Raw genomic sequence first — 12,245 nt, forward strand, 5'->3', positions numbered from 1 at the left:
CCGGCCCGTCATTTGATCGTCCCGGCGCCGCCACTGTCCACCTGGGGAACGGGACTGTGGCAAACCTGCAACATGGTGAACGGCATGGCGCCCCCACCGGATTGGTCCCCGGGCCCGTCCATCCGCGAGGATGGGGGCATGAGCGCGCAGATTCTCGACGGCAAGGCCGCCGCCGCGGCCATCAAGCAGAACCTCACCTCCCGGGTCGCCGGGCTCGCCTTCCACGGCATCGTGCCGGGCCTCGGCACGCTGCTCGTCGGGGACGACGTGGGCAGCCAGAAGTATGTCGCGGGCAAGCACAGGGACTGCGCCGCCGTCGGGATCGCCTCCATCCAGCGCGCGTTGCCCGCCACCGCCACCCAGCGGGAGATCGAGGCGGTCGTCGCCGAGCTGAACGCCGACCCGTCCTGCACCGGGTACCTCGTCCAACTCCCGCTGCCCCGCGGCATCGACGCCAACCGAGTGCTTGAGCTGATCGACCCGGCCAAGGACGCCGACGGGCTCCACCCCACCAACCTCGGCCGCCTCGTCCTGGGCGAGGAGGCGCCCCTGCCCTGCACGCCCAACGGCATCATCCGCCTGCTGCGCCGCCACGGCGTCGAGATCGACGGCGCCCATGTCGTCGTCATCGGCCGCGGCATCACCGTGGGCCGCTCGCTGCCGCTGCTGCTCACCCGCCGCGGCGAGAACGCCACGGTCACCCAGGTCCACACCGGCACCCGCGAGATGGCCGCGCACCTGCGGCAGGCCGACATCGTCGTCGCGGCGGCGGGCGTTCCGCACCTGGTCAAGCCCGAGGACGTCAAGCCGGGCGCGGCCGTCCTCGACGTCGGCGTCAGCCGCGACGAGACCGGCAGGATCGTCGGCGACGTGCACCCTGGCGTCGCCGAGGTCGCGGGCTGGATCTCGCCGAACCCCGGCGGCGTCGGACCGATGACGCGCGCGATGCTCCTGGAGAACGTGGTCACCTCCGCCGAGCGCGCGGCGCGCGCCTGAGGCGCGGGGCGGCGGAGGAGAGCGGAGAGGGAGGCGCGTTCATGGATGTGGGCAACGCCACAGGGCGCAAGCGGCGGCGGATCCGCGACAGGTACCCCACGCGCGGCACCGCGCGGCCCGAGGGCGGGCAGCGCACCGCGGGCGGCGACGCGCCCGCGCCCATCAGGCAGTGGCCGCTGCTCACGGTCCTCGGCACGGTGGTCGCCGGGCTGCTGATCACCCTCGCGGACTTCCGCATCGGCCTGCTCGTGTTCGGCGGCGGGCTGTTGGCGGGCGCGGTGCTGCGCGGCTGGGTCCCCGCGGTGGGGATGCTCGCGGTGCGTTCGCGGTTCACCGATGTGGCGACCTACGCGGTGCTCGGCGGCGCGATCGTGCTGCTGACGCTGATGGCCGAGCCCGATCCCTGGCTCGAAGTGCCGTTCCTCAGGGATGTGTTGCGCTTCTCGGCGGGCTGAACGGCGGGCCTCGGGTCGGGTCTCAGCCCCTGAGCCAGGAGGCCACCGTGTCCGGGTGCTCGGTCACCCAGCGCTCGGCCGCGGCGGCCGGGGTCAGCCCCTCGTGGGCGATGAGCCCGGCCACGGCGTTCTGGTCCTGCGCGGTCCAGGAGAAGTTCCGCAGGAACGCCGCCGCGTCGCCGCCGTCCGCCGCGAACTCCGCGTTGAGGTACTTCCGCAGCTCTATACGCGGGTAGTACCCCGGCAGCTCCACCTCGGCGAGGTCGACCTGGCTCGACAGCCAGTGCGGCTCCCAGAAGTACGTCAGCAGCGGGATGTCGTACGCGTCCGCGCGGTGGATCTCCTCCACCAGCGCGTCCTCGCTGCCCGCGGACCTGGGGCGCAGGTCGAGGCCGAGGTCCTCGATGATCGCCTCGTCCCGCGTGGCGAACCGAGGGTCGCCCTGGAGGAGTTGGCCGCCCAGCTGGTCGGTGAAGTCGTTGAGGTGGTGCCAGTCGAGCGCCTCGGGGTACTCCTCGGCGAACGCGCGCGGAACGTACCAGCCGACGTGTCCGGTGATCCCGAGCGCGCCGGCGTCCACGACGTACTCCTTGCGCTCCACATACAGCTCGGCCTTCTCGGGGAGCGCGCCCCAGTCCTCGAGGATGGCCTGTATCGAGCCGTCGCCCAGGGCGTCCCACGCCGCCGCCTGGTCGGCCTCGAAGCGCTCGACCGGGATGCCGAGCTCCTCCTCGAGGACATACGCGGCGACCGCCGCGTTGGCCTGGCCGCCCGGCCAGTCGGGCACGGCGATCAGGACGGGCGTCGGCTCGCCCTCGTCGAGGACGCCCTCGGCCAGGCTGCACGCGCTCACGGCGGCCAGGCAGAGGGCGCACGCCCCGGCGAGGAGTGGCTGACGTATGGGCATGGTGCGCAGTGTTTCAGATGAGGCCCAGACCGCGGACCGCTTCGCGCTCCTCGGCCAGCTCGCGCACCGACGCGTCGATGCGGGCGCGGGAGAACGCGTTGATGTCGAGGCCCTGGACGATCTCGTACGAGCCGTTCGCGGTCGTGACGGGGAACGACGAGATCAGGCCCTCGGGAACGCCGTACGAGCCGTCGGACGGGACCGCCATCGACGTCCAGTCGCCCTCCTTCGTGCCGTTGACCCACGTGTGGACGTGGTCGATCGCGGCGTTGGCGGCCGAGGCGGCCGACGAGGCGCCGCGCGCCTCGATGATCGCCGCGCCGCGCTTGGCGACGGTCGGGATGAACTCGTCAGCGAGCCACGCCTCGTCGACGGCCTCGGCGGCGCTCTTCCCCGCGATCTCGGCGTGGAAGACGTCGGGGTACTGGGTGGCCGAGTGGTTGCCCCAGATGGTCAGGCGGCTGATCTGGTCCACCGGGGCGCCGGTCTTCTTGGACAGCTGGGACAGCGCGCGGTTGTGGTCGAGGCGCGTCATGGCGGTGAACCGCTCGGCGGGCACGTCGGGCGCCGCGGCCTTGGCGATCAGGGCGTTGGTGTTGGCGGGGTTCCCCACGACCAGGACCTTGACGTCGTCGGCGGCGTGGCCGTTGATCGCCCTGCCCTGCGGCTTGAAGATCCCGCCGTTGGCCTCGAGCAGGTCCCCGCGCTCCATGCCCTTGGTCCGGGGGCGCGCGCCGACGAGCAGCGCGACGTTCGCGCCGTCGAACGCGACGTCCGGGTCGTCGGTGATGTCGATGCCGGTCAGCAGCGGGAAGGCCGAGTCGTCCAGCTCCATCGCGGTGCCCTCGGCGGCCGAAAGCGCCGGCGTGATCTCGAGGAGCCGCAGGCGGACCGGGGTGTCGGGGCCGAGCAGCTGACCCGAGGCGACGCGGAAGAGCAGGGCGTAGCCGATCTGGCCGGCCGCGCCGGTGACGGTGACGGTGACGGGGGTGCGGGACATGCGAAGCCTTCCCAGGTTAACGACCACTACCAGGCCAGGTTATCCCCCGCCCCGCGGGCCCCATCGGGCGCCCGTGGGCCGGGCCCACAACGGCTCCCGGGGGGCCGTCGCGACCTGAGACAATGGCGCGCATGGCCACTCAACCACTGCGCGTGCTGTCCGGGATCCAGCCCACGGCGGGCTCGTTCCACCTGGGGAACTACCTGGGCGCGGTCCGGCAGTGGGTGGCGCTCCAGGAGACGCACGACGCGTTCTACGCCGTTGTCGACATGCACGCGATCACCATTCCCCAGGACCCCGAGCAGCTGCGGCAGTCGACGCGTCTCGCCGCGGCGCAGCTCCTCGGCGCGGGCCTCGACCCGTCGCGCTGCGCGCTGTTCGTGCAGAGCCACGTGCCCGAGCACGCGCAGCTCGCCTGGGTGATGAACTGCCTGACGGGCTTCGGCGAGGCGTCGCGCATGACGCAGTTCAAGGACAAGTCGGCCAGGCAGGGCACCGAGGGCACGACCGTGGGGCTCTTCACCTACCCGGTGCTCCAGGCCGCCGACATCCTGATCTACAACGCCCACGAGGTCCCGGTGGGCGAGGACCAGCGGCAGCACATCGAGCTGACGCGCGACCTGGCCGAGCGGTTCAACGGGCGGTACGGGCCGACGTTCACCGTGCCGGGCGCGTACATCCTGAAGGACGCGGCGAAGATCTACGACCTCCAGGACCCGTCGATCAAGATGAGCAAGTCGGCGTCGTCGCCCAAGGGCATCGTGTGGCTGATGGACGAGCCGAAGGCGTCGGCGAAGAAGTTCCGCAGCGCCGTCACGGACACCGGCACGGAGATCCGCTTCGACCGGGAGGCCAAGCCGGGCCTGAGCAACCTCCTGACGATCTACTCCGCGCTCACCGGGATCTCGGTGCCCGAGCTCGAGGAGAAGTTCACGGGGCAGCTGTACGGCCCGCTCAAGACGGAGCTGGCCGAGGTGTTCGCGCACTGGGTGGCGCCGTTCAGGGCCCGCACCCTTGAGTATCTGAACGACCCGGCCGAGCTCGACCGCATCCTCGCGGACGGCGCGGCGAAGGCGCGCGAGGTCGCCGCCGCGACGCTCGCCGAGGTGTACGACAAGGTGGGCTTCCTGCCCACGGGGCCGCGAGGCTGACCTCCCGGGACCGAAGGACGAAGGACAGACAGGAGGGCGAAGTGGTGGGGACGGTCACCCTCGGCGTGTCCATCCCGGTGCCGGAGCCGCACGGCAGCAGGCTCCAGCGCCGCCGCCTGGGCTTCGGGGACGCCGCGGCCTCGGGCATCCCCACCCATGTGACGCTGCTGCCGCCCACCGAGGTCGCGGCGGCCGACCGCCCCGCGATCGAGGACCACCTGGCCGCGATCGCCGCCGATGCCGGGCCGTTCCCGATGCGGCTCCACGGCACCGGCACCTTCAGGCCGCTCTCGCCCGTCGTCTTCGTGCGGGTGGTCGAGGGCGTCTCGGCGTGCGGGCGCCTCCAGGAGCGGGTGCGCGCGGACGGCGGCCCGCTTGCGCGCGAGCTGCCGTTCCCCTACCACCCGCATGTGACGGTCGCCCATGGCGTCCCCGAGGGGGCGCTGGACGCGGCGCAGGCCGAGCTGGCCGCGTACGAGGCGGACTGGACCGTCTCGGGGTTCGCCCTCTACGAGCAGGGTCCGGGCGGGGCGTGGAGCCTGCGGCGCGCGTTCGCGTTCGCGCCGTGCCCGCGGCAGCGCGGCACCAGGACGGCGTCGCGCGAGCGGCCCCTGGAGGCCGCGTAACGGCGGGCCGCCCGCCGCCCCGCGGAGCCCCGCCGTGTCATCGGCGCCGCTCGGGGCACCCGCGTCTACCGTGAGCCTCGTCATGGACAGACTGACCCGGACGCGGGGGATCGGCCCGGCGGTGGCGTGGTTCCTGCGCAGCCGGGCCTGGCGCGTGTACCGGCACCTGGACGACAGGGCCTGGTCGCGGCTCGCGGCGGCCATCACGTTCACCAGCTTCGTCGCGTTCTTCCCCGTCCTCGGCGTCGCCGTGGCCCTCGGGGTCGCGGTGCTCGGGCGGGGGCGGATCGACGACATCGAGCGCTGGGCCTCCGACCAGGTGCCCGGTATCTCCCAGCGCCTCGACCTGCACGCCCTCTTCGACCAGGCGGGCACGATCGGCCTGATCTCCCTGCTCCTGGTGGTGCCCACGGGCGCGAGCTGGGTGGACGCGCTGCGCGGCTGCCTGCGCGCGCTGTGGGACCTGCCAGACCCCGAGGCGAACCCCCTGCTGCGCCGCGCGCGCGACCTGGGCGTGCTCGCCGGGCTCGGCGTCGTCACGCTGCTCTCGCTCGGCGTCTCGGCGCTCGCGACCGGCGCGGTCCACTGGGCGGCGCGCACCGCGGGGACGGGGTGGCCGATCCGGGTGGCCGCCTACGGGTTCGCGATGGTCGTGACGTTCTTCCTGCTGGTCTACCTGCTGGTGCTGCTGCCCGGCGTGCGGCCGCCCCGGCGCGCCGTCGTGGCGGCGTGCGCGCTGGGCGCGGTCGGCTTCGAGCTGCTCAAGGCGCTGCTCGGGAGCTATCTGACGGACGTGGCCACCAGGAACGTGTACGGGGCGTTCGGCGTCCCGATCGCCCTGCTGGTGTGGATGAACCTGATGGCCAAGCTCCTGCTGATCTGCTGCGCCTGGACGGCGACCGCGGTCACTCCGGCGGAGCGTCCGCACGCCGACGCCATGGACGCGAAGGGCGGGAAGGGCGCGCCGGACGGGACGGGCGGGACGGACGCGACAGGGGCAGCGGATGGCGGCGGTGGAAGAGATACGCCGCCCCCGCGACCGCCGCGAGACCCGCCGCGGTGACCCCGAGCACCGTGAGCCCGGTGGCGGAGATCCCGTCACCGCCGCCGCCCGCGGCGCCCTCCTGGCCCGTCGCGCCCGAACCCTCGGCGGGGTTGGCCCCGTCGGCGTCCGCGCCGCCCGTGGCCTCGCCAGGGTCGCGCGGCGGGTCCTGCGGCAGCTCGCTCAGCGGCGGCACCAGCTCGCCGATCGGCTCGACCGAGTCGGCCGCGTCGAAGCCCCAGTCGAACAGCGCCGCGGTCTCCCGGTAGACCGTCAGGCTGTCGCCGTCGGGGTCCATCACGGTGACGAGCAGCACGCGCCCGCCGCGCTCGGCGACGCCGGTGAACGTGTACCCGGCGCCCGAGGTGTAGCCGTTCTTCACCCCGGCGATGCCCTCGTAGGGCTCGAGCCCGGGGGCGCCGACCAGGAGGCGGTTGGTGTTCTGGATCTCGTAGGTCTCCCGATCCTCGCCCTCGCCCTCGCCGGGGAAGTCGGCGTTCGGGGTGGCGGCGTACGCGCGGAAGTCGGCGTTCTGCATGCCGGAGCGGGCGATCAGGGTCAGGTCGTAGGCCGACGACACCTGCCCTTCGGCGTCGTACCCGTCGGGGCTCACCACGTGGGTGTCGTTGGCCTGGAGGTCGTCGGCGCGCTCGTTCATCTCGGCGACGGTGGGCTCGCGGCCGCCGTTCATGGCGGTCAACGCGGCCACCGCGTCGTTGCCCGAGGCCAGGAAGACGCCGTGCCACAGGTCCTCGACGGTGTAGGTCGCGCCGTCGTCCAGGCCGACGGCGCTGCTGCCGGGGCCGAGGTCCACCATGTCGTCCGGGTCAGCGACATAGGTGTCGTCGCGGTCGAACTTCGGCAGCAGCGCGTCCGCGAACAGCATCTTCAGCGTGCTCGCGGGCGGCAGCGGCCTGTGGGCGTCGCGGGCGGCGAGCACGTCGCCGCTCTCCGCGTCGGCGACGATCCACGACGCGGCGGTGAGGTCGTCGGGCAGCGCGGGCGCGCCGTCGTCGGCGCGCACCTGGGGGCGCGGGCTGGCCAGCAGCTCGCCGCCCACCGCCGACCTCTCGGCGGGCGGGTCGTCGTCGGCCGCGGCGGCGACGGCCGGGGCGAGCAGCGCGGGAGTGACTATGGCCAGCACGAGCGCGCGAACGGGCATCCGAAGGGAGGACGAGCGAGTGAACGGCACATCACGAACTTACCGTTGGCCGTCCCCGAGGCGACCAGTGGAGCGGCCCAAACCGGTGACCGGCCCCGATCCGGAGGACGCTCCGGCACCCCCGCATACTGGTCGGACAAGAAGCTGAAAGGACGTTCACCATGGGCGTTTTGATCGTCATCCCGCTGGCTGTGGTGACGGTCGTGCTCGGCGCGGCCCACTGGTACCTGTGGAAACGCCTCGTGCGGGACGTCTCCGCGCCGGGCAGCCGGTACCGGACCGTGGGGGCGGTGGCGCTCGGGGTGCTGCCGGTGCTCGCGGTGTTCTCGTTCACCGGGCGCGAGATGGGCGTTCCGTTCGACGTGCAGCGGGTCACGGCGTGGCCGGGCTACCACTGGATGATCGCGCTGCTCTACCTGCTGCTCACGCTGGGCGCGGCCGAGCTGGTGAGGCCGCTGGTCCTGCGGGTGCTGCGGCGCCGGGCGCGGGGGCGCGCGGTGGAGGAGCCCGAGCCCGTGTCCGAGCCGGTCCCGGTGGCGGCCGGGGTGGCGGCGACGGATGAGGCGCCCGGGGGATCGACGGGGGGATCGACGGCGGGGGCGAAGGATCCGGCCGAATCCGCGGCGGGCGAGGGCGGCGCGGCCGGAGAACGCGCTGGCGGCGAGGGTGACGAGGGTGGTAAGGGGGACGGCGGCGCCGAGGCGGAGGGCGCGAAGGGCCGGAGGGAAGGGAAGGCCCCGGACGATCCCGCCGAGCTGAGCCGCAGGCTGCTGGTCTCCCGCGCCGCGGCGGTCACCGCGGGGGTGGTCGCGGCCGGTGCCCTCGGCTACGGCTCGTGGGCCGCGCGGAACCTCAGGACCAAGCATGTCGCCGTCCCGCTGGCCAAGCTGCCCCGCGCGGCCCACGGCTACCGCGTCGCGGTGGTCAGCGACATCCATCTTGGCCCGCTCATGGGCCGCTCCCACTGCCAGCGCGTGGTCGACACGATCAACCGCGCGCAGCCCGACCTGATCACCGTCGTCGGCGACATGGTGGACGCCGAGGTGGCCGACCTGCGGACCGCCGTGGCCCCGCTCGCCCAGCTGAGCGCGCGCGACGGCGCGTACTTCGTCACGGGCAACCACGAGTACTTCGTCGAGGGCACGGCCGAATGGCTCGACCACGTGCGCGAGCTGGGCCTGCGCCCCCTGGAGAACGCCCGCGACGAGCTGCCCCACTTCGACCTGGCCGGGGTCAACGACCTGGCGGGCGAGGGCACCGAGGGCGGCGGCCCCGACTTCGACGCGGCGCTCGGCGACCGCGACCCGCGGCGGGCGTCGATCCTGATGTCCCATCAGCCGGTCACCATCCACGACGCGGTCGACCACGGCGTCGACCTCCAGCTCTCCGGCCACACCCACGGCGGCCAGGTCTGGCCGATCACCTATCTGGCCGCGCTCGCCAACCCGACCCTGGCGGGCCTCGAGCGCTACGGGGACACCCAGCTCTATGTCACGCGCGGCGCCGGCGCGTGGGGGCCGCCCGTCCGCATCGGCGCCGACCCGGATGTGACGATCATCACGCTGGAGTCGGGGCAGTCCTGACCTCGGCAAACAAAAGCTGAGTGCGATTGTCCGGTTTTCGTCTCAAGCTGTCGTGCGAGTCAACTATTCGTCCCGCTCCGGTGTCTTGGATAACGACCAGGGAACAAAGTGACAGCGTGGCGGACACGGAACGCTGTGGCGGAGGTGCGGTGGGCAATGGCGGACGAGATCGAGATCGAGGCCCTCGTCATCCGAGGCCGGGTGCGTGACTCCCTCGGAGTCGCGCTGCCTCGGGCCGTGGTGACCCTGACGGGTCCGGGGGGCGGGCGGAGTCTGGTGAAGACGCGCAGCGCGGACGACGGCGGCTTCACGGTGACCGCCCCGACGCACGGGGAGTACCTGCTGGCCGCGTTCTCCCCCCAGTTGGGCAGCCAGAGCGTGGCGGTCAGGCTCGAAGGGCGCGCGGTGGAGGTGGAGTTCCGCATCGATGTGCCGGGCGCCACACTTCAGGACTGACCTCGGGTGACCGTCGGGTGAAGCTCGAACAGCCTTCGAAATCCCCGTACTTGCCCGGTTAGGTCCGTCACCGAAAGCGCTTCCCCTCCAGATCCGGGTCAAGTTGTGGCCGCACCGTTGTGCCCCTCGTGGTGCAGTGGTGAGAACCCTGTGGTTGGCTGAGCCACCGAGATTGTTGCGAGAAAGGGTTCGGGGAGTGGCACGGATCCGGGCCAGATCGGCCATGGGCATCGGACTGGCCGTCGTGCTGGTCGTCGGTGCGATCGGCGGCTGGATGTTCTTCCGTTCGGATGGTGGCGACAAGGAACCGATCGTCGTGGGCAGCACGTCCACACCCTCGATGCTCGATCCCGGCGGCGCCTACGACGCGGGCGCCGCCATGATGGTCAGCAACCTCTACCAGTCGCTGCTGACCTATGTACCGGGCAACGAGCAGCCCGTGCCCGACGCGGCCGAGGCATGCGACTTCGACAACGACGACCTGACGGTCTTCCGCTGCACCCTGCGCGAGGACCTGACGTTCTCCACCGGTCGGCTGATGACCCCCGCCGACGTCAAGTTCTCCTACGACCGCATCCTCGCCATGGCCGAACGCGCCGAGCAGGACGAGGCGGACGACAGCATCCCGGCGGAGGAGAAGTTCAACTACGCGGGCCCCTCGAGCCTGCTCGCCTCCCTGGAGTCGGTCACCGTCGACGGCAGGGACATCGTGTTCCAGCTCAACCAGCCGGACGCGACCTTCCCGTTCATCGTGGCGGGCAGCGCGGGCGCCATCGTGGACAGCGAGAGCTACGAGGAGCTCGAGCCGCGTGACGACGGCTCCGTCGTCGGCTCGGGGCCCTACACGCTGACCGCGTACGAGCCCACCGAGTACGCCGAACTCGAGCCCAACCCCGACTACCGGGGCGCCAACGAGCGCGCCGAATTCCCCATCCGCGTCCGGTGGTTCACCGAGGCCGAGGACGGCACCGCCGCCGACCAGCTGCTGGCCCGCGCGTGGGAGGACGGCGAGGTCGACGTCAACGACGGCAAGATGCCGCCCGAGGTGCTCGCGGAGATCAACCCCGCCGACCCCGACCACCGCTTCAGCGAGTCCGCCGCCTCCTCCATCCGCGTCATGGGCTTCAACACCCGCGAGGGCGCCCCCATGGCCGACGACGCGCTGCGCAGCGCGGCCGCCGCGATGCTCGACCGCGAGGCGATCACCCGCCATGTCCACGAGAACGCCGTCGAGGCGCTCTACTCGCTGATCCCCGTGGGCTTCGCGGGCCATGGCACGCCGTACTACGACCAGTACCGCGACACGGACCCCGAGGAGCTGCGCGACGAGCTCGAGGCGGCCGGGTACGAGCTGCCCGTGCCGTTCGACCTCGCCTACTCGCGAGGCGTCCAGAACCACGAGGAGGCCGAGGTGATCACCCGCCAGCTCGAGGCGGACGGCCTGTTCGACGTCACGACGACCTACTACGACTGGTCCGAGTTCATCCCGCAGATCTACAGCTCCGCCCCGTTCGACGCCTATGTCGTCGGCTGGGTGGCCGACTACCCCGACCCCGCGGCGTTCACCGACGTGCTGCTCGGCGAGGGCGACGGCCTCAACACCGGCTACAGCGACGCCGAGATCAACGACCTGATCGCCCAGACCCGCAACGAGCCCGACCGGGGGCTGGCCGCCGACCGCTTCAAGCACATCCACGAGCTGGCGAGCGAGGCGGCGTCCATCGTGCCGATCTTCCAGGACAAACGGATCACCCTCAGCGCCGAGGACATCACGGGCATTCAGCATCTGTCGAGCAGCAGCACCGTGTGGCGGCTCTGGGAGCTGCGCCGGATCTGATCCGTGCGGCAGGATGCGCACATGGCACGCCTACGGCACACGATCGTCCTCACGTCCGTCAGCCGTCCGCACGTCGAGAGATCCGTCGGCGTCGCGCACGACGTCCTGGAGAGCCTCGACACGCGGGGGGCCACCCTGCTCACCGAGGACGGCAGGCCCGTCGCGGGCGTCGAGCTGCGCTCCGGCGAGCACCTGAGGCCCGGCGCCACCTACGCGCTGGTGGACGGTCACGAGCAGACGGTGCGGGCCGAGGTGCTCGCCTGGGACCGCGCCCGCGAGACGGGCGCGCGCTTCGAGGCGACGCACCCGTCGTACGCGTCCCCCGACGGCGCCGAGACGTCGAGCGGCCGGGTCGTGTCCGTGGTGCGGCTGCACAGCGCCGACCGGCCCGAACGGCTCGACCTGGCCGTCGACGGGGCGCTGACCCGCGCGGACGGGCGGCGCAGGCGGCTGCGGTGGTTCACGCTCAACGGCACGCTCGACCTCGCGCGCTGGTGGCAGGCGCTCGAAGGGGTGGCGCGCGGGGGCGCGCCCGGCAAGCCCGCGTTCTCGCTGCGGATGCGGCACCCGGTCCTGCGGGCCGCGTTCGAGGCCAGCCCGTGCGAGGCCACCGACGGAACGTGGCGCGTCGAGGTGGTCACGATGCTGCGGGGCCGCGGCCTGGCCCGCCCGGTGGCCGCGGTGCCGCTGCTGGTGACGCGGCGGATGATGCACCGGGCGATCGGCCAGGCGCTCGACCGCATGGCCGACGACTGGGGCACCCGGGTCGCCCCCGAGCTGAACCGCGAACCGGAGGAGCTGCGCCGGGAGTTGACGGAGCTTCTGTGCAGAACGCCTGCCGCATGACGCCTGCCGCTGTGGCTCGGCCGTGGGCGACGGCGCTGGCGCGGCTGCCGTTGCTCGGTGCGGGTGGGTGAGGGGTTTCGCGGCTGGCGCCGCGGGGGCGGCCGCGCGGTGCGACGCCCTGTTGCGGCTGTGGCTGCGGCTGGCGCCGCGGGCTTGGCCGTTGGCCGGTGTGCACGGTGCGACG

The 12,245-nt window shown here is 72.7% G+C and carries 11 protein-coding genes and 1 pseudogene; 9 read left to right on the forward strand and 3 right to left on the reverse strand.

Features of this window, described 5'->3' with window-relative positions; all coding sequences use genetic code 11:
- Positions 1–138 precede the first annotated feature (138 nt).
- Both D7318_RS25285 and D7318_RS25290 read left to right on the forward strand, forming a co-directional pair.
- Positions 139–996: a bifunctional methylenetetrahydrofolate dehydrogenase/methenyltetrahydrofolate cyclohydrolase gene (locus D7318_RS25285; protein ID WP_120699512.1), complete on the forward strand. Its 858-nt coding sequence runs from the start codon at positions 139–141 to the stop codon at positions 994–996.
- A 41-nt stretch (positions 997–1,037) separates the two neighbouring features.
- Complete coding sequence (locus tag D7318_RS25290) at positions 1,038–1,451, forward strand: DUF3017 domain-containing protein (RefSeq protein WP_120699513.1); 414 nt, start codon at positions 1,038–1,040, stop codon at positions 1,449–1,451.
- A gap of 22 nt (positions 1,452–1,473) precedes the next feature.
- Here the strand turns inward: D7318_RS25290 and D7318_RS25295 are convergent, their stop codons facing one another.
- Complete coding sequence (locus tag D7318_RS25295) at positions 1,474–2,358, reverse strand: glycine betaine ABC transporter substrate-binding protein (protein ID WP_120699514.1); 885 nt, start codon at positions 2,356–2,358, stop codon at positions 1,474–1,476.
- 13 nt (positions 2,359–2,371) lie between these two features.
- On the reverse strand, positions 2,372–3,358 hold the full coding sequence (locus tag D7318_RS25300; protein WP_120699515.1) for a malate dehydrogenase: 987 nt from the start codon (positions 3,356–3,358) through the stop codon (positions 2,372–2,374).
- 131 nt (positions 3,359–3,489) lie between these two features.
- Here D7318_RS25300 and trpS point away from each other — a divergent pair, with 131 nt between their 5' ends.
- The 3 genes and pseudogenes from trpS to D7318_RS34195 form a co-directional block, all read left to right on the forward strand.
- Positions 3,490–4,509, forward strand: coding sequence for a tryptophan--tRNA ligase (gene trpS / locus D7318_RS25305; protein ID WP_120699516.1), 1,020 nt, complete (start codon positions 3,490–3,492; stop codon positions 4,507–4,509).
- A 44-nt stretch (positions 4,510–4,553) separates the two neighbouring features.
- On the forward strand, positions 4,554–5,135 hold the full coding sequence (locus D7318_RS25310) for a 2'-5' RNA ligase family protein (protein ID WP_120699561.1): 582 nt from the start codon (positions 4,554–4,556) through the stop codon (positions 5,133–5,135).
- A gap of 82 nt (positions 5,136–5,217) precedes the next feature.
- Positions 5,218–5,976 (forward strand): annotated as a pseudogene (locus tag D7318_RS34195) (YihY/virulence factor BrkB family protein); the annotation flags it as partial.
- 64 nt (positions 5,977–6,040) lie between these two features.
- Here the strand turns inward: D7318_RS34195 and D7318_RS25320 are convergent.
- Positions 6,041–7,339, reverse strand: coding sequence for a D-alanyl-D-alanine carboxypeptidase family protein (locus D7318_RS25320; RefSeq protein WP_120699518.1), 1,299 nt, complete (start codon positions 7,337–7,339; stop codon positions 6,041–6,043).
- Positions 7,340–7,500: 161 nt separating this feature from the next.
- On the opposite strand from D7318_RS25320, the gene D7318_RS25325 reads away from it, so the two are divergent.
- The 4 genes from D7318_RS25325 to D7318_RS25340 all read left to right on the forward strand — a co-directional run bounded on the left by D7318_RS25325 (position 7,501) and on the right by D7318_RS25340 (position 12,061).
- Positions 7,501–8,922 carry a metallophosphoesterase gene (locus tag D7318_RS25325; protein ID WP_120699519.1) on the forward strand — a complete coding sequence of 474 codons (1,422 nt, stop codon included), beginning with the start codon at positions 7,501–7,503 and terminating at the stop codon, positions 8,920–8,922.
- Between the two features lie 156 nt (positions 8,923–9,078).
- Entirely contained in the window at positions 9,079–9,378 is a 300-nt protein-coding gene (locus D7318_RS25330) for a carboxypeptidase-like regulatory domain-containing protein (protein ID WP_147437819.1), read from the forward strand.
- Between the two features lie 196 nt (positions 9,379–9,574).
- The gene (locus tag D7318_RS25335) at positions 9,575–11,215 is read left to right on the forward strand and encodes an ABC transporter substrate-binding protein (protein ID WP_147437821.1); all 1,641 of its coding nucleotides are present in this window, start codon (positions 9,575–9,577) and stop codon (positions 11,213–11,215) included.
- A 21-nt stretch (positions 11,216–11,236) separates the two neighbouring features.
- Entirely contained in the window at positions 11,237–12,061 is an 825-nt protein-coding gene (locus D7318_RS25340; protein ID WP_120699522.1) for a hypothetical protein, read from the forward strand.
- Positions 12,062–12,245 lie beyond the last annotated feature (184 nt).

Origin of the sequence: Streptomyces radicis, assembly GCF_003626575.1 — a bacterium.
In the GTDB taxonomy this organism is placed as follows: Bacteria; Actinomycetota; Actinomycetes; order Streptomycetales; family Streptomycetaceae; genus Streptomyces; species Streptomyces radicis.